Source organism: Psychrobacillus sp. INOP01, from assembly GCF_018140925.1.
In the GTDB taxonomy this organism is placed as follows: Bacteria; Bacillota; Bacilli; order Bacillales_A; family Planococcaceae; genus Psychrobacillus.
The window spans coordinates 1,354,903-1,380,068 of the sequence record NZ_CP073315.1; the positions used below are offsets into that span (position 1 = coordinate 1,354,903).

18 protein-coding genes, 3 rRNA genes and 3 riboswitches are annotated in these 25,166 nt (G+C 40.9%); of the genes, 3 read left to right on the plus strand and 18 right to left on the minus strand.

The genetic code is table 11. The annotated features are described in order from the left end of the window. Positions 1-9: 9 nt before the first annotated feature. From purH to KD050_RS06940, 13 genes are all read right to left on the minus strand, one after another. Positions 10-1,545, minus strand: a complete 1,536-nt coding sequence (gene purH / locus KD050_RS06880; protein WP_211895458.1) for a bifunctional phosphoribosylaminoimidazolecarboxamide formyltransferase/IMP cyclohydrolase — start codon at positions 1,543-1,545, stop codon at positions 10-12. Positions 1,546-1,970: 425 nt separating this feature from the next. Then, complete coding sequence (gene purN / locus KD050_RS06885) at positions 1,971-2,549, minus strand: phosphoribosylglycinamide formyltransferase (protein WP_211895459.1); 579 nt, start codon at positions 2,547-2,549, stop codon at positions 1,971-1,973. After that, positions 2,549-3,604, minus strand: a complete 1,056-nt coding sequence (gene purM / locus KD050_RS06890; RefSeq protein WP_211895460.1) for a phosphoribosylformylglycinamidine cyclo-ligase — start codon at positions 3,602-3,604, stop codon at positions 2,549-2,551. The genes purN and purM overlap by 1 nt, the downstream gene beginning before the upstream one ends. A gap of 11 nt (positions 3,605-3,615) precedes the next feature. After that, entirely contained in the window at positions 3,616-5,037 is a 1,422-nt protein-coding gene (gene purF, locus KD050_RS06895; RefSeq protein ID WP_211895461.1) for an amidophosphoribosyltransferase, read from the minus strand. Continuing rightward, complete coding sequence (purL, locus tag KD050_RS06900) at positions 5,013-7,244, minus strand: phosphoribosylformylglycinamidine synthase subunit PurL (RefSeq protein WP_211895462.1); 2,232 nt, start codon at positions 7,242-7,244, stop codon at positions 5,013-5,015. The genes purF and purL overlap by 25 nt, the downstream gene beginning before the upstream one ends. Beyond that, a complete protein-coding gene (gene purQ, locus KD050_RS06905; protein WP_211895463.1) occupies positions 7,228-7,914 on the minus strand; it encodes a phosphoribosylformylglycinamidine synthase subunit PurQ in 687 nt (228 codons plus the stop codon). The genes purL and purQ overlap by 17 nt, the downstream gene beginning before the upstream one ends. After that, entirely contained in the window at positions 7,911-8,165 is a 255-nt protein-coding gene (purS, locus tag KD050_RS06910) for a phosphoribosylformylglycinamidine synthase subunit PurS (RefSeq protein ID WP_211895464.1), read from the minus strand. Before purS ends, purQ begins: the two co-directional genes overlap by 4 nt. Next, the gene (purC, locus tag KD050_RS06915) at positions 8,162-8,878 is read right to left on the minus strand and encodes a phosphoribosylaminoimidazolesuccinocarboxamide synthase (protein WP_211895465.1); all 717 of its coding nucleotides are present in this window, start codon (positions 8,876-8,878) and stop codon (positions 8,162-8,164) included. The genes purS and purC overlap by 4 nt, the downstream gene beginning before the upstream one ends. A gap of 28 nt (positions 8,879-8,906) precedes the next feature. Beyond that, positions 8,907-10,202 carry an adenylosuccinate lyase gene (gene purB, locus KD050_RS06920; protein ID WP_211895466.1) on the minus strand — a complete coding sequence of 432 codons (1,296 nt, stop codon included), beginning with the start codon at positions 10,200-10,202 and terminating at the stop codon, positions 8,907-8,909. Positions 10,203-10,218: 16 nt separating this feature from the next. Then, on the minus strand, positions 10,219-11,340 hold the full coding sequence (gene purK / locus KD050_RS06925) for a 5-(carboxyamino)imidazole ribonucleotide synthase (RefSeq protein ID WP_211895467.1): 1,122 nt from the start codon (positions 11,338-11,340) through the stop codon (positions 10,219-10,221). Next, positions 11,337-11,825, minus strand: a complete 489-nt coding sequence (gene purE, locus KD050_RS06930; protein WP_090567971.1) for a 5-(carboxyamino)imidazole ribonucleotide mutase — start codon at positions 11,823-11,825, stop codon at positions 11,337-11,339. Before purE ends, purK begins: the two co-directional genes overlap by 4 nt. Before the next feature lie 219 nt (positions 11,826-12,044). Continuing rightward, positions 12,045-12,144: riboswitch (purine riboswitch) on the minus strand. A 101-nt stretch (positions 12,145-12,245) separates the two neighbouring features. Then, complete coding sequence (locus KD050_RS06935) at positions 12,246-12,431, minus strand: NETI motif-containing protein (protein WP_211895468.1); 186 nt, start codon at positions 12,429-12,431, stop codon at positions 12,246-12,248. Next, the gene (locus KD050_RS06940) at positions 12,428-12,970 is read right to left on the minus strand and encodes a DUF2179 domain-containing protein (protein WP_211895469.1); all 543 of its coding nucleotides are present in this window, start codon (positions 12,968-12,970) and stop codon (positions 12,428-12,430) included. Before KD050_RS06940 ends, KD050_RS06935 begins: the two co-directional genes overlap by 4 nt. A 444-nt stretch (positions 12,971-13,414) precedes the next feature. On the opposite strand from KD050_RS06940, the gene KD050_RS06945 reads away from it, so the two are divergent. Next, entirely contained in the window at positions 13,415-13,741 is a 327-nt protein-coding gene (locus tag KD050_RS06945) for a transposase (protein WP_211895470.1), read from the plus strand. Positions 13,742-14,542: 801 nt separating this feature from the next. Here the strand turns inward: KD050_RS06945 and rrf are convergent. From rrf to KD050_RS06965, 4 genes are all read right to left on the minus strand, one after another. After that, positions 14,543-14,658 (minus strand): 5S ribosomal RNA (gene rrf, locus KD050_RS06950). Positions 14,659-14,843: 185 nt separating this feature from the next. Next, positions 14,844-17,772, minus strand: a 23S ribosomal RNA gene (locus KD050_RS06955). Positions 17,773-17,969: 197 nt separating this feature from the next. Then, a 16S ribosomal RNA gene (locus KD050_RS06960) occupies positions 17,970-19,524 on the minus strand. Together the 16S, 23S and 5S rRNA genes form the textbook arrangement of a ribosomal RNA operon. 596 nt (positions 19,525-20,120) lie before the next feature. Continuing rightward, positions 20,121-21,452 (minus strand): NCS2 family permease, encoded by a 1,332-nt coding sequence (locus KD050_RS06965; RefSeq protein ID WP_211895471.1) that lies wholly within the window; start codon positions 21,450-21,452, stop codon positions 20,121-20,123. A 91-nt stretch (positions 21,453-21,543) separates the two neighbouring features. After that, positions 21,544-21,645, minus strand: a riboswitch (purine riboswitch). 189 nt (positions 21,646-21,834) lie between these two features. Between KD050_RS06965 and KD050_RS06970 the strand changes: the two genes are divergently transcribed. After that, complete coding sequence (locus KD050_RS06970) at positions 21,835-22,761, plus strand: helix-turn-helix transcriptional regulator (RefSeq protein ID WP_211895472.1); 927 nt, start codon at positions 21,835-21,837, stop codon at positions 22,759-22,761. Positions 22,762-22,792: 31 nt separating this feature from the next. Further along, a complete protein-coding gene (locus KD050_RS06975; protein WP_235753933.1) occupies positions 22,793-23,176 on the plus strand; it encodes a GyrI-like domain-containing protein in 384 nt (127 codons plus the stop codon). A gap of 52 nt (positions 23,177-23,228) precedes the next feature. On the opposite strand, the gene guaA is transcribed toward KD050_RS06975, so the two are convergent. Beyond that, positions 23,229-24,782: a glutamine-hydrolyzing GMP synthase gene (gene guaA / locus KD050_RS06980; RefSeq protein WP_305080237.1), complete on the minus strand. Its 1,554-nt coding sequence runs from the start codon at positions 24,780-24,782 to the stop codon at positions 23,229-23,231. 252 nt (positions 24,783-25,034) lie between these two features. Beyond that, a riboswitch (purine riboswitch) is annotated at positions 25,035-25,136 on the minus strand. Positions 25,137-25,166 lie beyond the last annotated feature (30 nt).

A 25,166-nucleotide genomic window follows, 5' to 3' on the forward strand; every position in this document is an offset into this window, starting at 1 on the left:
AATTCCTCCTTAGTGTTTGAAATGACGTACGCCAGTGAATACCATCGCGATGCCATATTCATTCGCCTTGTCGATAGAATCCTGGTCTTTCACTGATCCACCTGTTTGAATAATAGCTGTAATACCTGCTTTAGCTGCCGCTTCCACCGTATCATTCATTGGGAAGAATGCATCTGAAGCAAGACCTGCTCCTTGTGCACGTTCTCCAGCTTGCTCTAAAGCGATCTTAGCTGATCCTACGCGGTTCATCTGCCCTGCACCAACACCAATGGTCATATCCTCTGTTGCTACTACAATTGCATTAGATTTTACGTGTTTAACTACGCTCCAGCCAAGCTCTAATGCTTTCCATTCTTCAGCAGTTGGCTCTCGGTCTGTAACGACTTTCACATCTGCATCTTTTAATCCGAATGTATCAGGGGATTGAACTAGTAATCCACCTTCCACAGATACTGTATTCCAAGCATCCTTTTTAGTTTGCTCATAAGAAATAGTTAGAAGACGAATGTTTTTCTTCGCTGTTAGCATTGCAATCGCCTCATCAGAGAATGAAGGAGCAATGATGATTTCTAAGAAAATACCCGCTAATACTTTTGCAGTTGCTGCATCTACTTCACGGTTTAAAGCAACAATCCCACCGAAAATAGACGTAGAATCTGCTTCATATGCTTTGTTGAAAGCATCAGAAATTGTTTCGCCTGTCCCAACACCACACGGGTTCATATGTTTTACCGCTACTGCAGCTGGAAGCTTGAATTCTTTTACTATTTGAATAGCAGCATTGGCATCTTGGATATTGTTATAAGATAGCTCTTTCCCGTGCAATTGAGTGGCAGAAGCAATAGAGAAATCAGAGCCAAGTGGTCGTTTGTAAAATGCTGCTTGTTGATGTGGATTTTCACCATAACGTAAAGATTGCTTACGTTCATATGTAAGTGTTAATAATTCTGGGAACTCTTCTCCAGTTAAATCAGTCATATAGCCAGCGATCAACGCATCGTACGCAGCTGTGTGACGGAACACTTTTGCAGCAAGTTTGCGTCGTGTTTCAAGTGTCGTCTCACCAGTCCCTTTTAACTGAGCAAGCACTTCATCATAATCAGATGCATCTGTTACCACTGTTACATACTGATGATTTTTCGCTGCCGAACGAAGCATTGATGGACCACCGATATCAATATTTTCAATAGCATCTTCAAACGCCACATCTTGCTTAGAAATTGTTTCTCGGAAAGGATATAAATTTACACAAACTACTTGAATAGGAGTTATTTGATGCTCTTCTAGTTGTGCTTGGTGAGAAGGGTCGTCATGCTTTGCCAATAAACCACCATGTATCATTGGATTTAATGTTTTTACTCGACCATCCAAAATTTCTGGAAAGTTTGTTACTTGGTCTACTGATGTAATAGCAACCCCATTTTGTTCTAAAAATGTTTTTGTTCCACCAGTCGATAAAATTTCATAGCCAAGTAGTTCCAACTCTTTTGCAAACTCGAGAATTCCTGATTTATCTGAAAGACTAATTAACGCACGTTTTGACACCATAATTCCTCCTTAAATTGGTAGTTCTAGTTGTGTTCATAGTTGTTGAGAAGTAAATCTTACCTGAGAGCAATTAACTGACATGCTAAAACAAGTAAGCGGGTATGAAAATAAGATATTTGCCTATAGATGTCTATTCAATACGGTTGTGCGCTGCCGCACGCTACGCATGAACCTTCAGGATGTGTCACTTTTGCTCCTGCGCAAAACTCGTCGCGGCAAATAAAGCCCGGCTCCTTCATCCTTTTGAAATCTCATTCTTCGCGCTCATGCGGCGTTTAAGGCGCACATCCTATTGACTGCCGATGAGAAGAACTACCTTTTAATTGATTGCAGTGAAAGGCGGCGGCTCCAGTTGGAATATTGATCAAGCCGAGCCCCCCGCAGAGAAGAAGCAAGCACCAGCCTGTAACGGGTTCAATGTTTCACTTATCTAAACCAAACAACTGCTGTAATGCTTTCGTATACAATGCATGCTCTACTGCATGTATGCGTTCTTCAGTTTGTTCTCTACTGTCTTCTACTACCTCTACAGCTTGCTGAGCTATTATAGTTCCCGTATCCATTCCTGCGTCCACATAGTGAACCGTTACTCCGGTTACCTTCACTCCATGCTCCATTGCTTGTCCAATGGCATCTTTCCCTGGAAAAGCAGGTAGTAACGAAGGATGGATATTGATAATTCGATTAGGAAATGCTTGTAATAATACATCACCGATCAGGCGCATATATCCAGCTAGGACAATCCATTCCACATCTAGCTTATTAAGCTTTTCTAAAATGGCATCTTCATAAGCTGACTTGGAAGGAAAACTTGAAGGTTTTATAGCAAGTGTTTCAATGCCCGCATTCTCTGCACGCTTTACTACTAAAGCGCCAGGCTTATCGGTAACTACTAACACTGCCTCGCCATAAAGATCCCCCTCCTGTATTGCATCATAAATAGCTTGAAAGTTCGTCCCACTACCTGACGCAAACACAGCAAATTTCGTCACTCCGGTCATTACACTAAACTCCCGTCATGTGTTCCGTTGAAGATAACACCTTCACCTTTCACAACACGTCCAATTGTATATGCTTTTTCTCCATGAGCTTCCGCAATTGCAATCGCTTTTTCCGCTTCTTCAGCAGAAAGCGCAAGTACAAAGCCTACTCCCATATTAAATACATTATATAAATCACGGTCCGCTAGCTCGCCTTTTTCCTTTAACAAGTCAAATATAGGTAGCACTTTCCATGAACCAAGTTCAACTTCAACAGCCAAACCATCAGGCATCATACGAGGTAGATTTTCGTAAAACCCTCCACCTGTAACATGAGCCATCCCATGAATAGATAGATCTTGATGCATTTCCATTACTGGCTTCGCATAAATTTTCGTAGGTGTTAAAAGAGCTCTACCAATTTCACCTAACGCTTCATACCCTTCTACGACATCACTTGGAGAGTAGCCTTGTTCTTCAAATATAATTTTACGTACAAGTGAATATCCATTCGAGTGAACACCGCTTGAAGCAATACCCACTAGCACATCACCTTCTGCAATATTCTCACCAGTTACGATTTTCGATTTTTCACATGCGCCAACTGCAAATCCAGCAAGATCATACTCATCTTCCTCGTATAGACCTGGCATTTCTGCTGTTTCCCCGCCGATTAACGCCGCTCCAGATTGTACACAGCCATCTGCTACACCTTTAACAATTTGTTCAATTCGTTCAGGGAACGCCTTACCTACTGCTACATAATCTAAGAAAAATAGAGGCTCTGCTCCCTGTGCAACGATATCATTGACACACATTGCGACACAGTCTACACCGATTGTATCGTGGGAATCTGTCATAAAGGCAAGCTTCAATTTTGTTCCAACACCATCTGTTCCAGAGATCAAAACAGGTTCCTTATAATTCAATGAAGATAAATCGAACATCCCACCGAAACCACCGAAAGTACCCATGATTCCTTTTCTAGCTGTACGCTCGACATGTGATTTCATTCTTTGCACGGCTTCATACCCTGCTTCAATATTCACGCCTGCTTTTTCATATGCTTTTGACATGTAAAATCCTCCTATCGAACAAGCTCTTTTTCATGTGGTAATTTCGTATCCGCGTAAATACTTGTAGGATATTCTCCAGTAAAGCATGCTAAACAATGCCCACAGTTTTTTTCGTCATCTGATCTTCCAATTGCCTCTACCATTCCTTCAACCGATAAGAATGTTAACGAGTCTGCTCCGATCAATTCACGCATTTCTTCCACTGTATTATTAGCAGCGATTAGCTCTGAATCTGAACTTATATCAATGCCGTAAAAACATGGATTCTTTAAAGGTGGAGAGCTAATAACAACATGAACCTCTTTCGCTCCTGCATCCTTAAGCATCTTCACAATACGGCGTGATGTCGTTCCACGAACAATCGAATCATCCACCATGACAACTCGCTTGCCATTTACAACCTGACGTACTGGTGAAAGCTTCATCTTCACTCCCCGCTCGCGTAAGTCTTGAGACGGTTGGATAAATGTTCTGCCAACATAACGATTCTTAATAAGACCAAGCTCATAAGGAATTCCAGTAGCTTCTGAAAAACCAATAGCAGCAGAAATACTTGAATCAGGTACACCTGTTACGACATCGGCATCAATAGACAATTCTTTCGCAAGCTGCTTGCCAAGACGTTTTCTAGCCATATGGATATTAATCCCATCAATATCTGAATCAGGGCGAGAAAAATACACATATTCCATCGTACAAATAGCGCGATCTTTTTTCTCTACATAACGCTCTGAACGGCAGCCGTCTTCATTAATAATTAATAACTCGCCTGGATCAATCGAACGAACTAGCTCTGCCCCTATTAAATCGAATGCACTTGTTTCAGACGCAACAACCCAAGCCCCGTCAAGCATCCCTAAAGAAAGAGGACGCATGCCCTGTGGATCCTGTGCTACATACATCGCATGTTCAGTCATAATAACAACAGCAAAAGCTCCATCTAATAAACGTAATGCTTGTTTTGCACGATCCTCGAATGAAGCAAGATTACTTTTCTTCAATAAGTGTGCAAGAACCTCTGTATCAGAAGTAGTTTGGAAAATACTACCTTGCTGTTCTAAGTTACGTTTTAAACGTGTAGCGTTTACGATATTTCCGTTATGGGCAATTGCAAGGCCACCAGTTGTCGAGTTAAACAATAAAGGCTGGACATTTTCAATTCCAGACCCACCAGAAGTAGCATAGCGAACATGTCCCACTGCTGAATGACCTTCTAATTTCTCTAACTTGCCATTATTAAATACATCGTTTACTAGGCCTTCCCCTTTAACCGCGCGTAGACTATTACCATCCGTCACAATAATTCCAGCACCTTCTTGCCCTCTATGCTGAAGTGCATGTAATCCGTAATAAGTCATGGCCGCAGGATTTGGATGTCCCCAAATCCCGAATACACCACATTCTTCGTTTAAGCCTCTGAGTTCAGCAAGCATGGTATTGCTCCTTTCCAAGCGGAACGGAATTCATCAACAGAACCGCTAATCCAAGTAGTTCCGTCTTGATGTGAGATTACTATATTATTAGAATCAGTTACTGTACCAATTTGTACTGCATCTGCTACGATTTCTTCAAACTTACTAGCATGTTCTGGTTTTACCGTTACGATAAAGCGTGATTGAGATTCACTGAATAATGCACTTGTTGCCGAACCACCAATTGTAACTTCTACCCCAAGTCCAACTGCGCCGAATGCTTTTTCAGCTAATGCTACTGCAAAGCCGCCTTCAGAGATATCATGTGCTGATTGAACAACGCCTGTTTTGATCGCTTCAAGAAGAGCTTTTTGACGAGCAACTTCTACTTCAAGATCAATCGATGGTGCTTTCCCAAAAATACGTTTTTCAACTAATTTTTGAAGCTCAGACCCACCAAACTCAGTTTTTGTTTCTCCAATTACATATACAATATCTCCCGCTTGTTTCACTGATTGAGTAGTTACATGTGCAAGGTCCTCTACAAGTCCTACTAGACCAATTGTTGGCGTTGGGTAAACTGCTGTTCCACTACGCTCGTTATATAACGAAACGTTCCCACCAATTACTGGTGATTCTAATGCGATACAAGCCTCTGAAATACCGTCTGCTGATTTCTCAATTTGCCAGAAAATTTCTGGGTTCTCTGGATTACCAAAGTTTAAGCAGTCAGTAATAGCAAGTGGTTTTGCACCTGAACAAACGACATTACGAGCCGCCTCAGCTACTGCAATCTTACCGCCGACTACTGGGTCTAGATAGATATAACGAGAATTACAATCTGTTGTCATAGCTAGTCCTTTATTAGTCCCACGAACTCGAACTACCGCAGCATCCGAACCAGGTGTTACAACTGTACTTGTACGTACTTGGTAGTCGTATTGATCATAAACCCATTCTTTAGAAGCTATTGTTGGTTGTTGAAGTAGGCTTAATAAAGTCTCTTTATAATCTGAAACTGCAGGCTCTACATTTTCCATCGCTTGGAATTCTGTATAGTAAGCAGGTACTGATGATGGTTTATAATAAACTGGCGCTTCTTCTGCAAGTGCATCTGCAGGAACATTCGCTACTACTTCTCCGTTATGGATTAAGCGAAGCATTTTATCACTCGTAACTTTACCAACCGCTACACAATCCAGGTCGTATTTTTCAAAGATTTCTACAATCTCATCCTCACGGCCTTTTTTCACAACGATTAGCATACGCTCCTGTGATTCAGAAAGCATCATTTCATATGCAGTCATTCCAGTTTCACGCTGTGGCACAAAGTCTAAGTTCATTTCTACACCGAAGCCAGCTTTGGACGCCATCTCAGCGGATGAAGAAGTTAATCCTGCCGCACCCATATCTTGAATACCGATCAAAGCATCTGATTTAATCACTTCTAGACAAGCTTCTAATAGAAGTTTCTCCATGAAAGGATCTCCTACTTGAACAGCAGGACGCTTTTCTTCTGAAGCTTCTGTTAATTCTTCCGATGCGAATGTCGCTCCATGAATACCATCACGCCCAGTTTTTGCTCCAGCGTACATTACTGTGTTACCTTCACCAGCCGCAATCCCTTTTTGAATATCCTCATGATTGATAAGCCCAACACACATTGCATTAACAAGTGGATTTCCTTCGTAGCAGTCGTCAAATTGAATTTCTCCGCCTACTGTTGGAATTCCTATACAGTTACCATAGCCGGCAATACCTGCTACTACCTCTTCGAATAAATATTTCACACGCGGAGTCTTTAGCTCTCCAAAACGAAGTGAGTTCAGCATTGCAATTGGACGAGCTCCCATCGAGAAAACATCACGGATAATACCGCCTACACCAGTTGCTGCTCCTTGATAAGGTTCAATTGCAGATGGATGGTTATGGGACTCCATTTTAAATACAACTGCTTGACCATCACCAATATCAACGATTCCAGCACCTTCACCTGGCCCCTGTAAAACATGCTCTCCTTTAGTAGGGAACTTACTTAAAACCGGTTTAGAGTTTTTATACGAACAATGCTCAGACCACATAACTGAAAATAAGCCGGTTTCTGTATAGTTCGGTAGACGTCCAAGAATTTTCTCCACCATCTCAAACTCTGAATCTGACATTCCCATTTGAGCATATATTTTTTGTTCTTTAATTTGCATTGGATTTGGTTCAAGCATGACTGACATGAGTTTCCCTCCACTGTTTAACTATTGATTTGAATAATGCTAGTCCATCCGAGCCACCCACAAGATCATGTACAGCACGCTCTGGATGAGGCATCATGCCAAGCACATTTCCCTTTTCATTGACAATACCTGCAATATCCTCGATGCTTCCGTTTGGATTGTCTGAAGCGTATGTGAAAACGATTTGGTTATTATTTTTTAATCTAGTAAGAGTTTCATCGTCACAATAATAATTTCCCTCACCATGTGCGATTGGAATTTGTATTATTTCGTCTTTTTCGTAGCCAGTTGTAAACTGTGTAGCAGTATTAATAACTTTTAATTCCACGGTACGGCACATGAATTTAAGATTTTTATTACGTAGAAGCGCTCCTGGTAGCAACCCTGCTTCAGTTAACACTTGGAATCCATTACAAATACCAAGAACCGGCTTGCCTGCTTCTGCAGCTTTAACTACTTCTGACATTACGTTAGATTGGTTAGCCATGGCACCACAGCGTAGGTAATCCCCATAAGAGAATCCTCCTGGCAATAAAATACCATCAAATCCGCTTAAATCCTTTTCATCATGCCAAACGTATTCTACTTCTTCCCCAAGCTCATCTTTGATCGCATGATACATATCTAAATCACAGTTCGATCCTGGAAATACAATTACTGCAAACTTCATTTGCTTACAGCCTCCTCAACTTCATAGCGATAGTCTTCGATTACTGTATTGGTTAGAAGTTTTTCACACATTTCTTTAACTACTGTATCTATATCACGAGTTCCCTCTTCCAATTGAAGCTCTAAAAATTTTCCGATACGAACATCCTTCACTTCGTTATATTCCATTGAATGAAGAGCTCCCATAACTGCAGAACCTTGTGGATCTAAAACACTTTCACGTAATGTCACATACACTTTAACTTTTTTCATTTGGATAATCCTCCTAGGCGGGAAAGTATTATTTCATAAACTTCTGTTAAGCTTCCTAAATTACGTCTAAACACATCTTTGTCTAGTTTGTTATTTGTTTTGTCGTCCCATAATCTACAAGTGTCGGGAGAAATTTCATCAGCAAGAAGGATTTCACCATCTACCGTTTTTCCAAACTCTAATTTAAAATCGATTAGGGTTACACCTATTTCTTTAAAGATAGGCTGAAGCACTTTATTGATTTCTAGTGCCATCGATTGAAGTGTTTCTATTTCCTTTGGTGTAGCAAGTGCTAGTAATTCTATATGAGCATTTGTTAATAAAGGATCTCCGAGGTCATCGTCCTTATAATAAAATTCTACGATGGTGTGCTTTAAAGGTGTTCCCTCTTCGATTCCCAATCTCTTTGATAGGCTACCAGCTGCAATATTACGGACTACTACTTCAAGTGGAATGATATCCACTTTGCGAACAAGTTGCTCATTGTCTGAGATCTTCTCTACAAAGTGGGATTCAATTCCTTTGCTTTTTAGTTGCTCGAAAAGGATCGTTGTGATTTTATTGTTTAAAATACCTTTTCCATCGATGTTTTCCTTTTTCTCACCGTTAAATGCAGTAGCGCTGTCCTTATAGGATACAAACAATATATCTTCATCTTCTGTTTCGAATAATTGTTTTGCTTTACCTTCGTATAATAGACGACCTTTTTCCACTTTCAATTCCCCCTAATCAATCTAAAGCTTAGTTAAGTCCTAAACGTTCAAAAATCATATCTACATGTTGAATGTGATAGTTATAGTCAAAGCAATCATCTAGCTCTTCTTTTGATAATAAAGAAGTAACTTGCTCATCCGCATCCACAAAAGTACGGAAAGCAGTTTGAGATTCCCATGCTTGCATCGCAAGTGGTTGTACAGTGTCGTATGCTGTTTCACGAGCTAAGCCTTTGTCGATTAACGCAAGTAACACACGTTGAGAGTAGATTAAACCAAGAGTTGAATCCATATTGCGTTTCATATTCTCTGGGAAAACAGTTAAGTTTTTCACAATATTCCCAAAGCGATTCAGCATATAGTTAAGTGCAATCGTTGCATCCGGTAAAATAACACGTTCTGCAGATGAGTGAGAAATATCTCTTTCATGCCATAATGCTACATTTTCATATGCTGTCATCATGTAACCACGGATAAGTCTAGATAGCCCAACCATGTTTTCAGATCCGATAGGATTCCGTTTATGTGGCATAGCAGAAGAACCTTTTTGACCTTTTGAGAAGAACTCCTCTACTTCACGTGTTTCTGATTTTTGAAGACCACGAATTTCTGTAGCAAATTTCTCAATAGAAGTAGCAACTAATGCGATAACACTTAAGTATTGTGCATGACGATCACGTTGTAATGTTTGAGTAGAAATTGGTGATGCAGCTAAACCTAATTTTTCACATACATATTGCTCTACAAATGGATCGATGTTTGCATATGTTCCAACAGCACCGGACATCTTACCTGTTTCAATTACTTTTGCAGCAGCTTCAAAACGTTCTAGGTTACGTTTCATTTCCTCTGTCCATAGAGCTAGCTTTAATCCGAAAGTGGTTGGCTCTGCATGAACTCCATGCGTACGTCCCATCATTACTGTGTATTTATGTTCTTTTGCTTTGTTTTCTAAGATTTCGATAAAGTTTTCAATATCTTTACGCAAAACAACGTTTGCTTGCTTAATGATATAAGAAAGAGCTGTATCTACTACATCCGTAGAAGTAAGTCCGTAATGCACCCACTTACGCTCTTCTCCTAATGTTTCTGATACGGCACGAGTGAACGCCACTACGTCATGTCTTGTTTCTTTTTCAATTTCTAAAATACGTTCTACATCAAAGGAAGCATTTTTACGAAGAAGAACTGTATCTTCTTTTGGAATGTCTCCAATTTCAGCCCAAGCCTCACAAGCTAGGATTTCTACTTCTAACCATGCATTGTATTTATTTTGTTCTGTCCAAATTGCTCCCATTTCTGGGCGAGTATAACGTTCTATCATTTAATTTCCTCCTAGTTTATAACCAAATTTTAGATTGTTCTATTTCATTTAATGTCTGTTCTATATCTGTTGATAGGATTGTTACATGTCCCATCTTTCTATTCTCTTTCGCTTCGCTTTTGCCATACAAGTGAACTGACCAGTTTGGATATTTGGCAAGATTATTTGTTACAGGAATGACATGCTGGCCTAATATATTCACCATGACTGTTTCTATCCAAAGCTTTGGTTCTCTTAGAGGCCACCCACAGATAGCTCTCACATGCTGATGAAATTGAGAAATATTACACGTTTCGATTGAGTAGTGTCCTGAATTATGTGGTCTCGGTGCTAATTCGTTTATTAATAGTTCATTATTCTCTAAAACAAACATTTCAACCGCAAGTGTGCCTATTAAATTTAGACGGTTGGCAATTTTTTTAGCGGACTCTATTGCTTTTGAAGAAAGTGATTCATCAACACGAGCTGGCACAATCGTTTCATGTAAAATGTGATTTACATGAATATTTTCACCAATCGGTAAGCAATACGTGTCACCACTTCCATTACGCTGTACTATGACCGATATTTCCTTCGTAAATGGAACAAAGGCTTCAGCGATACAAGCAGAATGAGCAAACAAAGATTTTGCTAAAGATAGTTGCTCTTTTGTTTGAATTATTTGCTGCCCTTTGCCGTCATATCCTCCACGAGAGGTCTTAACTACACATGGAAAGCCTACTTTATCAATTCTTTGCTCTAACTCTTCATACGTACTAGCTTCGACAAATTTCGCAATCGGTACACCAGCTGACTGGATTTCTTTTTTTTCAAGAATACGATCTTGAGTGATTCTCACTAATTCCGCTCCTTGAGGAACATAAGCAATCTCTGATAATCTCTTTAAACCAGCATAATCAATATTTTCAAACTCATAGGTTATAACATCGCTGACCTCTGCTAACTCCTCTAACGCCGTTTCATCATTGTACGGGGCAACAATTTGTATATCGGAAACCTGTCCGCAAGGTGAATCTATCGTAGGATCTAAAACCGCTACCTTAAATCCAGCTTCCTTTGCAGCTAGTGCCATCATTCGACCAAGCTGCCCGCCACCAATAATTCCTATCGTCTGTCCTGGATAAATTACTTTTGTCATTGAAGTTCACCATTGCTTTCAAATACTTTGTTTTTCGTATCTTCTCTTCGCTTTTCAAGACGTTCTGCTAACTCATGATCTAGGATAGAAAGGATTTGAGCGGCAAGTAATCCTGCATTTGTAGCTCCAGCCTTTCCTATTGCAACAGTTGCCACCGGTACTCCACCTGGCATTTGAACAATCGATAATAATGAATCTAATCCGTTTAGTGCTTTAGATTGAACTGGCACCCCGATAACCGGAAGTGTTGTCTTAGCTGCAACCATACCTGGTAAATGTGCTGCGCCACCAGCTCCTGCAATAATCACCTGTATTCCACGTGATCTTGCTTCCTCTGCATATTCAAACATTAAGTCTGGTGTTCGATGTGCAGATACTACTCGTTTTTCATAAGGTATATGAAGCTCCTCAAGAATCTCGCAGCTATATTTCATTGTCTCCCAGTCACTAGAGCTACCCATTATCACACCAATTTTTGTATTCATTATTTATCGTCCCTTCTGTCAAATTCACCTCGGCATCGAAACTAAAACTCAGGCGATTACATCGAGCTTAATGGATTAACCTAAGGTATAAATGTTGTAAGCATAAAAAATTCCCCAAATAAACTACTCTCTCTATGAAAGAAAAGCAGTTTACTTAGGGAACATAATTGCCCAGTTTGTGTCGGAAATAACATAAACAAACACATCCTTTTGCAGTATCCATAAGTCGCTTTCCCTCATAGTCCAGTCATTACGGTGACTTGGTAGAGACGCTAAAGCCAATCCTTTAGCATATATGGGGATATAATCGTCTATTTCTATTCATATTTTAACAACTTAAATGGAAGACGTCAACGCTTAAATACGAACGATTAATTTTCAGATAACTTTATTGTTCGGTTTTAGGTCAGATTATCGCTATTAAGTTTCTTTAATTCCTTTCAACATAATTAATTGTCTTACCGGTACAGGTTGACCGTCAACCTCTGCAAAAAGCGGCTCCTCTCTCCGTCCTGCAATCTGGAAACCATCTTTAGTCATTCTTTCTAAACACTCAGTAATACTTTCATTCTCTCCAACTTCAAACCATTTTGTTTCTTTCTTCATTTAAATAATTTTCCTTTCTTAATGGATTTAACCCAAAATCCACCGTGAATTGACTTAGGTTCATACGCAATTATGAAAATTTTCGGATCAAGATCTTTAAGTCTCGCATACAGTTTTAACTCATATTTTCGTGGTGTTAATATTTGAAGGGCTTGTCTCTCACCTTGTCGACCATTTGCATGCCAATCAGTAACCCCATACCCTTCTTCTCTTAATATTACTGGTAAGTTTAATTTCGTATCTGTGGAGATTGCATTAACCATAATATACCCAAGCGCCATTTTTTCTTCAATTTTCGTTCCGATAACAACTCCAGTCCCATACCCTACCGCATAAGCAACCAAATTTTGAATCTCATTTAAGTTATCTAAAACTAGACCTAGTCCTACTATATATATTACCACTTCTACCATGCTTATTAATGCAGCGATATAGCGGTATCCTTTTAATGTAAGAATCATTCGCAAAGTAAAGAAAGTAACGTAGACAATATTAATAGAAAAGATAATAACTACCATTAAGATTGCAGATGAATCCATCCAATCAACTCCTAATATGTTTTTATATTGTTCCTCATTATCGCATATAGTGACACAATTTCAAGGAATTCAAGCTTGCTTTAATTAGAAGAATATCTTAAGCCCTAACAACAATCTTCTGCGACGAAGTTTGCGTAGGAGCAAGCAAAGGAAGAACTTCACTTAAGACTCTTTTGCCTTTACATAAATTCTCAAAGTTAGACAGCTACTGTGAAAAAAGGTATATACTTTCTAAACTTTTATATAATCGCAAGCGCTCTAAATATTACTTAGAAAATTTAATTATTTATTGAATTTAAATTTTCTAATATCTAAATGACAAATAGCATTAAAGATAGTACAATACACTAATTGAGTGAAGTATTTAAATGTAAGAATTATTCTACTCTATTTCATGAGTGCTAGTAACAAATTTAACCAGTTTCTAAATAGGGGGATCAGTCAATGCATGGACAAGCTAGGAAAAGATATACGCAAACAACACAAGAACAAAAAAAGTATGCAGTACAAGAAGTTCTTAAAAATGGACGAGGACGCAAAGCAGTAGCAGAAGAATTGAATGTGAGTGTCAATTCAATCACGACATGGATAAGAAAATTTAAAGAAGCTGGTGAAAACGGTCTCTCCTCCTATTCTCAAGAAGAAATAATGCGTCTTAAAGAAATAGAAAAAAAATATAATGAACAGCAAGAATTGGAGTTGCTTAAAAAGCTCCCCATTTATATCCACTTAAAAAAGCTTCCCTACCCTCAAAAGTTAAAGAAGCTTTAAAAATTTTTTAATGTATTTTAGCAACGACCACATAAATATACTTTTCTTAACGTTACCTGAACAGAGTGGGCAAGTTAGAATTGAACCAGTCTAATTGTCTGCGAGCGAGACAATGCACCAAATTTTTCTCCTTTCTTTTCAACAAAATATACAAAAAAAGCCGCTACCGATAACTCGGTAACGACTTTTTCTTTGATGCACAGCGACGTCCTACTCTCACAGGGGGAGACCCCCAACTACCATCGGCGCAAGAGCTTAACTTCCGTGTCCGGGGCTGCGAATGCAGATGGGCCGCAGATTTCTTCGTCAGCTGCACTCGTTCGATTCTCGCGTATGTTATACGCTCTGAGCCTCTCTCCATTGCTTCCTTGAACTCTTTGCCCTCTACTTTCTCGCACACTTTCTTATGGAGAAAGACTGCCTACGGCTTATTTGTTCGGATCTAGTATAGACAGAAAAAGCCGTTACCGATAATTCGGTAACGACTTTTTCTTTGGTGCCCAGCGACGTCCTACTCTCACAGGGGGAGACCCCCAACTACCATCGGCGCAAGAGCTCAACTTCCGTGTCCGGGACTGCGAATGCAGATGGGCTGCAGATTTCTTCGTCAGCTGCACTCGTTCGAGTCTCGCGTATGTTATACGCTCCGAGCCTCTCTCCATTGCTTCCTTGAACTCTTTGCCCCTCTACTTTCTCGCACACTTTTTTATGGAGAAAGACTGCCTACGGCTTTATTTATTCTGTTTTATTATAGACAAAAAAAGTCGCTACCGATAACTCGGTAACGACTTTTTCTATGGTGCCCAGCGACGTCCTACTCTCACAGGGGGAGACCCCCAACTACCATCGGCGCTGAAGAGCTTAACTTCCGTGTTCGGTATGGGAACGGGTGTGACCTCTTCGCCATCATCACTAGACTCTTCGGCTTTCAATATACTTCGCATTGCGTTGTCAACTTCATTCGTTCCGTCAGTCACGTACGTTAGTACGCTCCTTCCTTCTCTCAATCGTTTCCTAGCACTGCTTGTATCTTGAAACCCTCTTATAACAGAGTGCTTGTTCACTCAAAACTGGATAAACGACATTGTTACGTTAAACAAATTTGGTTAAGTCCTCGATCGATTAGTATTCGTCAGCTGCACGTGTCGCCACGCTTCCACCCCGAACCTATCTACCTCATCGTCTTTGAGGGATCTTACTTACTTGCGTAATGGGAAATCTCATCTTGAGGGGGGCTTCGTGCTTAGATGCTTTCAGCACTTATCCCGTCCACACATAGCTACCCAGCGATGCTCTTGGCAGAACAACTGGTACACCAGCGGTGTGTCCATCCCGGTCCTCTCGTACTAAGGACAGCTCCTCTCAAATTTCCTACGCCCACGACGGATAGGGACCGAACTGTCTCACGACGTTCTGAACCCAGCTCGCGTACCGCTTTAATGGGCGAACAGCCCAACCCTTGGGACCGACTACAGCCCCAGGATGCGATGAGCCGACATCGAGGTGCCAAACCTCCCCGTCGATGTGGACTCTTGGGGGAGATAAGCCTGTTATCCCCGGGGTAGCTTTTATCCGTTGAGCGATGGCCCTTCCATGCGGAACCACCGGATCACTAAGCCCGTCTTTCGACCCTGCTCGACTTGTAGGTCTCGCAGTCAAGCTCCCTTCTGCCTTTACACTCTTCGAATGATTTCCAACCATTCTGAGGGAACCTTTGGGCGCCTCCGTTACACTTTAGGAGGCGACCGCCCCAGTCAAACTACCCGCCTGACACTGTCTCCTACCCGGGTTACGGGTATGGGTTAGAATTTCAATACAACCAGGGCAGTATCCCACCGACGCCTCCTCCGAAGCTGGCGCTCCGGGCTCTAAGGCTCCTGCCTATCCTGTACAAGTTGCACCAAAATTCAATATCAAGCTATAGTAAAGCTCCACGGGGTCTTTCCGTCCTGTCGCGGGTAACCTGCATCTTCACAGGTACTATAATTTCACCGAGTCTCTCGTTGAGACAGTGCCCAGATCGTTACGCCTTTCGTGCGGGTCGGAACTTACCCGACAAGGAATTTCGCTACCTTAGGACCGTTATAGTTACGGCCGCCGTTTACTGGGGCTTCAATTCGCACCTTCGCTTGCGCTAAGCACTCCTCTTAACCTTCCAGCACCGGGCAGGCGTCAGCCCCTATACTTCACCTTACGGTTTTGCAGAGACCTGTGTTTTTGCTAAACAGTCGCCTGGGCCTATTCACTGCGGCTCTTCTAGGCTATGCACCCAAAAGAGCACCCCTTCTCCCGAAGTTACGGGGTCATTTTGCCGAGTTCCTTAACGAGAGTTCTCTCGCTCACCTTAGGATTCTCTCCTCGACTACCTGTGTCGGTTTGCGGTACGGGCACCTATCACCTCGCTAGAGGCTTTTCTTGGCAGTGTGAAATCAGGAACTCCGGACATACGTCCTCGCCATCACAGCTCAATGTTACAGAATGCGGATTTGCCTACATTCACACCTTACTGCTTGGACATGCATAACCAACAGCATGCTTACCCTATCCTTCTGCGTCCCCCCATTACTCAAACGGTGGTTTGGTGGTACAGGAATATCAACCTGTTATCCATCGCCTACGCCTATCGGCCTCGGCTTAGGTCCCGACTAACCCTGAGCGGACGAGCCTTCCTCAGGAAACCTTAGTCATACGGTGGACGGGATTCTCACCCGTCTTTCGCTACTCATACCGGCATTCTCACTTCTAAGCGCTCCACCAGTCCTTCCGGTCTGACTTCAACGCCCTTAGAACGCTCTCCTACCACTGATACCAAAGGTATCAATCCACAGCTTCGGTGATTTGTTTAGCCCCGATACATTTTCGGCGCAGCGTCACTCGACCAGTGAGCTATTACGCACTCTTTAAATGATGGCTGCTTCTAAGCCAACATCCTGGTTGTCTAAGCAACGCCACATCCTTTTCCACTTAACAAATACTTTGGGACCTTAGCTGGTGGTCTGGGCTGTTTCCCTCTTGACTACGGATCTTATCACTCGCAGTCTGACTCCCAAACATAAATCATTGGCATTCGGAGTTTGTCTGAATTCGGTAACCCGGGATGGGCCCCTAGTCCAAACAGTGCTCTACCTCCAAGATTCTAACGTTTGAGGCTAGCCCTAAAGCTATTTCGGAGAGAACCAGCTATCTCCAGGTTCGATTGGAATTTCTCCGCTACCCACACCTCATCCCCGCACTTTTCAACGTGCGTGGGTTCGGACCTCCAGTAAGTGTTACCTTACCTTCATCCTGGACATGGGTAGATCACCTGGTTTCGGGTCTACGACCACATACTCATTCGCCCTATTCAGACTCGCTTTCGCTGCGGCTCCGTCTTCTCAACTTAACCTTGCATGTAATCGTAACTCGCCGGTTCATTCTACAAAAGGCACGCTATCACCCATTAACGGGCTCTAACTACTTGTAGGCACACGGTTTCAGGATCTATTTCACTCCCCTTCCGGGGTGCTTTTCACCTTTCCCTCACGGTACTGGTTCACTATCGGTCACTAGGTAGTATTTAGCCTTGGGAGATGGTCCTCCCAGATTCCGACGGAATTTCACGTGTTCCGCCGTACTCAGGATACACTCAAGAGAGAATGAATTTTGGACTACGGGGCTTTTACCCTATCCTGCGGACCTTTCCAGATCGCTTCGTCTAACTCATTCCTTTGTAACTCTATGTAGAGTGTCCTACAACCCCAAGAGGCAAGCCTCTTGGTTTGGGCTATTCCCGTTTCGCTCGCCGCTACTCAGGGAATCGATTTTTCTTTCTCTTCCTCCAGGTACTTAGATGTTTCAGTTCCCTGGGTGTGTCTCAGATGCGCTATGTATTCACGCAAATGTACTGCTCCATTACGAACAGTGGGTTTCCCCATTCGGAAATCTCCGGATCAAAGCTCACTTACAGCTCCCCGAAGCATATCGGTGTTAGTGCCGTCCTTCGTCGACTCCTAGTGCCAAGGCATTCACCGTGCGCCCTTATTAACTTAACCTAAAAGTTAAAAAGTCTTACACATCATGATTACCGAAGTAATCACAACTTGAATTTCTTGTTGTTTATTGTTTCAATGTCGTTTTATCCAGTTTTCAAAGAACAAGTATCGAATCTTCATATAAAAATGAACATTCAAAACTGAACTGCAAAACGTTAAGATACAGATAAAAATCTGTATTCCGATATTATCCTTAGAAAGGAGGTGATCCAGCCGCACCTTCCGATACGGCTACCTTGTTACGACTTCACCCCAATCATCTGTCCCACCTTCGGCGGCTGGCTCCCGTAAGGGTTACCCCACCGACTTCGGGTGTTACAAACTCTCGTGGTGTGACGGGCGGTGTGTACAAGGCCCGGGAACGTATTCACCGTGGCATGCTGATCCACGATTACTAGCGATTCCGGCTTCATGTAGGCGAGTTGCAGCCTACAATCCGAACTGAGAACGGTTTTATGGGATTTGCTCACCCTCGCGGGGTTGCGACCCTCTGTACCGTCCATTGTAGCACGTGTGTAGCCCAGGTCATAAGGGGCATGATGATTTGACGTCATCCCCACCTTCCTCCGGTTTATCACCGGCAGTCACCTTAGAGTGCCCAACTGAATGCTGGCAACTAAGATCAAGGGTTGCGCTCGTTGCGGGACTTAACCCAACATCTCACGACACGAGCTGACGACAACCATGCACCACCTGTCACCGCTGTCCCCGAAGGGAAAAGCCTATCTCTAGACCGGTCAGCGGGATGTCAAGACCTGGTAAGGTTCTTCGCGTTGCTTCGAATTAAACCACATGCTCCACCGCTTGTGCGGGCCCCCGTCAATTCCTTTGAGTTTCAGTCTTGCGACCGTACTCCCCAGGCGGAGTGCTTAATGCGTTAGCTGCAGCACTAAGGGGCGGAAACCCCCTAACACTTAGCACTCATCGTTTACGGCGTGGACTACCAGGGTATCTAATCCTGTTTGCTCCCCACGCTTTCGCGCCTCAGCGTCAGTTACAGACCAGAAAGCCGCCTTCGCCACTGGTGTTCCTCCAAATCTCTACGCATTTCACCGCTACACTTGGAATTCCGCTTTCCTCTTCTGTACTCAAGTCCCCCAGTTTCCAATGACCTTCCACGGTTGAGCCGTGGGATTTCACATCAGACTTAAAGGACCGCCTGCGCGCGCTTTACGCCCAATAATTCCGGACAACGCTTGCCACCTACGTATTACCGCGGCTGCTGGCACGTAGTTAGCCGTGGCTTTCTAATGAGGTACCGTCAAGGTACGAGCAGTTACTCTCGTACTTGTTCTTCCCTCACAACAGAGTTTTACGATCCGAAAACCTTCTTCACTCACGCGGCATTGCTCCATCAGACTTTCGTCCATTGTGGAAGATTCCCTACTGCTGCCTCCCGTAGGAGTCTGGGCCGTGTCTCAGTCCCAGTGTGGCCGATCACCCTCTCAGGTCGGCTACGCATCGTCGCCTTGGTGAGCCGTTACCTCACCAACTAGCTAATGCGCCGCGGGCCCATCCTGTAGTGACAGCGAGATGCCGTCTTTTAACATCTCCCCATGTGAGGAAATGGATTATTCGGTATTAGCCCCGGTTTCCCGGAGTTATCCCAATCTACAGGGCAGGTTGCCCACGTGTTACTCACCCGTCCGCCGCTAAATCAGAAGAAGCAAGCTTCTTCATCATTCGCTCGACTTGCATGTATTAGGCATGCCGCCAGCGTTCGTCCTGAGCCAGGATCAAACTCTCCATAATAGAGAACTTAAAAAGCTCATTTGTTTTGCTGGCATCATCATTAAATGATGTCAAAATTGTTTTGCTATCAAACTAACTAAGTTAGTTGATAAGCTGTATGTCTTAACGTTTTGCATGTTCAGTTTTCAATGTTCATGTTGTTTAAGTTGTCGTCTTGTTTCAGCGACCTTTGTATCTTAACACCCTTTTAACGACTTCGTCAACACCTTTTTAAAAAGTATGTGTGTGAAATACAATAACATTTTATTCAGATAAATGCAACTATTAACGAATTATTATATAACTCCTTGAAAACACTAGCTTTAAGTCAATAAATTGATTCTATTATTAAACTTACATCTATTAATATTCCTCGTTTTGATAATACTTTAAAGTCTAGTTTACGTAAGTATATATAACTTCTACTATATATTTCATCATCAATTTTAATATTTAGAACGAACTCTAAGTAGATAAGGTTATAATTTATATTATCCAATTCATCCGCATGACAACCAATCCCCCAATAAATAACTCCTTTTTTTATTTCAATTAAAATACCTCTATATAAAATAAACAAAAAAGAGAGGCAAGTCGCCCCTCTCTGTCTATACATATTATAGGAAGATAAAATAACAAAGGAATATGACCCATAAACCATACATTATTGGATGTATTTCTTTAATGCGTCCTGCAACGATCATTGTAATTGGGTAGAATAAGAATCCAATTGCGATACCAGTTGCAATAGAATAAGTTAATGGCATTGCAATAATTACGAAGAAAGCAGGCACTGCAATTTCAAATTTTCTCCATTCTATATTGCCAAGAGAAGATACCATTAATACTCCAACTATAATTAACGCTGGCGCAGTAACATAAGAAGTAACTACACTTAATATTGGATAGAAGAATAATGCCAATAACATTAGTACTCCTGTTACTACTGCTGCAAAACCTGAACGTGCCCCCGCTGCAACACCTGCAGTCGATTCTACATAACTAGTAGTAGTTGAAGTTCCCGCTACCGCTCCAGCTGTTGTAGCGATTGCATCAGCTAATAATGCTTTACCCGCACGCGGTAATTTGTTACCTTTCATCAATCCAGCCTGGTTTGCTACAGATATTAATGTTCCAGCTGTATCAAAGAAGTTTACAAATAAGAAAGTAAGTACTACAACTAAAAATTGAGTTGTCAATAAAGAAGATGGATCATTAAAAATCGGATCAAGTGCAGCTCCAAATGTCGGGCTGATATCTGGAATCTTACTTACGACTCCGGTTGGTAGTGGTACTAGGCTGAAGATCATCCCAACGATAGCAGTAATTAGCATACCATAGAAAATTCCACCTTTAACGCCTTTCACCATCATAATCACTGTAATTACAAGTCCAAAAATTGTTAATAAAATATTTGGATCCGTTAAGTCTCCTAGTCCAACGATTACAGAAGGATCACTCACGATAATTTTAGAATTTTGCAAACCTACGAAGGTTATGAACAAACCAATTCCAGCGCCCACTGCATATTTTAGCTCCGTTGGAATTGCATTAATGATTGTTTCACGAATACCGGTTAATGAAAGAAGAATAAAGATAATACCTGCCACAAAAACCCCGGTTAAGGCAATTTGCCATGATATCCCAAAATCCAATACTACTGTAAAAGCAAAAAATGCATTTAATCCCATTCCTGGTGCTAGTGCAATTGGGTATTTCGCTAATACTCCCATTAATATAGAACCAAGACCTGCTGCAAGGGCAGTAGCCGTAAACACAGCACCTTTATCCATATGCATAAAGTCAGGTAATCCTTCTACTGATTCAAGCGATAGTATCATCGGATTTACTACGAGGATGTACGCCATTGCTAGGAATGTCGTTAAACCACCAATAATTTCACTGCGGTAGTTAGTACCTAATTCATCAAACTGAAAATATTTTTTCATAATTTCCTCCAGTTATTGTCTGTATAACAGAAAAAAGCATACGACTAGTCAATCAGTCGTATGCTTTAGTATCTCAAGTAAGGGAAGAACTATTCTTCTTCCTCTTAATCGTAGTCGAATCATTTACGGTGATTCGGTAGAGACTTTTGGGCCATATTCCCAACGTTATACGACGACATAATTAAATTATGTAAGTAATATAACATCATTATTTTAGAAAATCAATACTAAATCCGAACATTATTCAAATAAATTGCAAAATAGTTCGTTAATATGACAATTCCACCGATACAAAACTCAAAACACGAAAGCACATTTGAGCCATAGTATAATAAAAGAATCTAATCGATAATTTCGTTTTCATATAGAAGGAGTGTGCATAATGATAAAAATCGAACGACTATTATCTATACTAGTCGCTTTATTAAATAAAGAAATAGTATCAGCTGATGAACTAGCCAAAAAACTAGAAGTTAGTAAAAGAACGATTTATAGGGATATTGAATCATTAGGATTATCAGGGCTTCCAGTCATAACAATTCACGGTCGAAATGGAGGCGTAGGATTAATGCCTTCCTACAAGATGGATAAATATTTGTTCTCTGATGAGGAGAAACAAAAAATTATAGAATCTTTAAGAATGCAACATAATATGTTACAAGAGGATAACCAAGTTCTCATAGAAAAGTTGGAGAATCTAAAGGGAAATGATGAATCTTTTAGTAACCTTTCCTTTTACTCCCCTACCATACATAGAACAGAAATAGAAAAGGAAACCAAAGTAAAGTTATCAGCTTTAAGAGAAGCTATAGCACAGAAGAAAAAGCTGGAAATAAAGTATACCTCTTTAAATGGGGAGATTACTATACGTGTTATTTCTCCCAGCAACATTGTTTTAACAGATGGTAGTTGGTATATAAATGCATATTGTGAAAAAAGAAAAGATAGAAGAATGTTCAAGCTTACCCGAATTAGAGAACTCCTCTTAATAGATGAAGAATTAATCCCATTAGAGGCAAAGGAAATTGGGGAAACAATTATTTACAAGCAGGCTGAATTAATTTTCCAAAGAAATCAATTAGGCAAGTTATATGATTTTTTCTTAGAAGAAGAAATTCAAATACATAACAATACTATTAAGGTCACTTTTAAATATGATAGCAATAGAAAACTAATACCATTTTTATTAATGTTCGGCAGCACTGTTAATGTGATAAAACCACATATATTGAAACAAGAATATTACAATGAACTAAACAAAATCTCCAAAAAAATAAATGATGACAATCAGTTGTCATATATACCATGATATATTCCTTTTAGAAGGGTGGAGATTTAAAGTGAAAGATACTAAAGTGATTTACGGAAATAAAGTTAGAACAAACAATAATGATAGTAGTATATTCTCGAAGAAGTGGGAGGAATTTTTACAGAATAAAGTAAATAGCGATATTTATGCAATCTATAGTAACTATGAAAGTGACTATACCGGTGACTTTGACTTTATGATTGGAACGGAAGAAATGGCAGGAGAAGATAGCATCACTATCGAAAATGGAGATTATTATGTTTGGGAAGTGGAATCTAATGGCCTAAATAGTGTTGGTAAGGCCTGGAGAGAAATTTGGGAAAGTGATTTACCTAGAGCTTATAAAACGGATTATGAAATTTATAAACAAAACGGAAGTATAGCCATTTATTTATCCGTTTTACCTAAGTCTTAAAAAATAGCCTTGCGTCCTTTTACAATAAGGACACAAGGCTATTTTTAATTAACTATTCCCACTCAATCGTTGCTGGTGGTTTACTCGTAATGTCATACACTACGCGGTTAATATGTGGCACTTCATTTACCAAACGAACACTTACTTTTTCTAGAACGTCCCAAGGGATACGTGCCCAGTCAGAAGTCATTCCGTCGATAGAAGTTACTGCACGAATACCGATTGCGTAATCGTATGTACGTGCATCACCCATTACTCCAACGCTGCGGATGTCAGGAAGCACTGTGAAGTACTGCCAAATATCACGGTCAAGTCCAGCTTTTGCAATTTCTTCACGAAGGATGAAATCAGATTCACGAACGATTTCTAATTTTTCTTCTGTAATTTCACCTAACACACGAATTCCTAGACCAGGACCTGGGAATGGTTGACGCCAAACGATTTTTTCATCTAAACCAAGTTCTAATCCTAATGCGCGTACTTCATCTTTAAATAAAGTTTTTAATGGCTCAATTAGTTTAAACTGCATATCTTCAGGAAGTCCACCAACATTATGGTGAGATTTGATCGTTTGAGCTGTTGCAGTTCCAGACTCAATAATATCTGTGTAAAGAGTTCCTTGTGCTAGGAAGTCCATACCATCTAACTTAGAAGCTTCTTCATCGAATACATAAATAAACTCGTTACCGATAATTTTACGTTTTTTCTCTGGATCTGAAACGCCAGCTAATTTATTCATGAAGCGCTCACGAGCATCAATTTTAATGACGTTCATGTTAAAGCCTTCTGTGAAAGTCTTCATAACTTGTTCCACTTCACCTTTACGGTTTAAGTTATGATCTACGAACATACAAGTTAATTGGTCACCAATTGCTTTATGGATTAATACCGCAACTACAGAGGAATCCACTCCACCACTTAATGCACAAAGAACTTTTTTATCACCGACTTCTTGACGAATGTTTTGAAGTTGCATTTCAACAAAGCTTTCCATCGACCAGTCACCTTTAGCATGACAAACATCAAATACGAATTGACGAATTAACTCAATCCCGTAAATAGAATGTCTAACTTCAGGATGGAATTGTACAGCATAGAAATTTTTCGCTTCATTTGCCATTGCAGCCACTTCACAAGATGGACTAGTCGCAATAACTTCAAAGCCTTCAGGCGCTACTGTTACATGGTCTCCATGGCTCATCCAAACAACTTGGTTTTCCGGAAGTTGTCCAAATAAAGGCGTTGCATTTTTCACATTGATCTCTGCTTTACCATATTCTCTATGAGAAGCTTTTTCTACTTTCCCACCGAAATGCTGCGACATTAACTGCATACCGTAACATATACCTAAAATTGGCACACCTAAGTCATAAATTGCTGAGTCGATATGGAATGCATTTTCATCGTAAACTGAATTAGGACCACCTGAGAAGATAATTCCTGTTGCATTTATTTTTTTCAATTCTTCTGCTGTAACTGTATGTGGAAGTAGTTCACTGTATACTCCAAATTCACGGATACGACGCGTAATTAGTTGGTTATATTGACTTCCGAAATCTAGAACGACAATTTTTTCTTGTTCTTTTAACAATGGTGTTAAAGACATTAGCTCCACCTCTTCTTATTAGTAATCCAATTTGTTACCTCAGTCTCATTGAATGATAAAGTGAAACTTCCATCAGTGGGGATTTACAGGCCGTTTATACCCACCTATTATCTTTGATTTTTTCTCAAAAAGGTGAGGTGGGAGGGTTACAGCCTGTTAAACCAGGATAAAAAAACGCGTTAGAAAGCATACCTCTTTCTACGCGTTTATGTTTTCTACATCAAAAAGGTGAATGCATATGCCTGAAAAAGACATGACTGCATCCACCTTCATAGTCAAGTTGTTAATGGCAACTTGGTAGAAACATCCGAACCATATCATCGGACATATACGAGGGCAACATTGGTCATTTTATTTGACTTCAGTTTACAGGTTGTTGCCCTC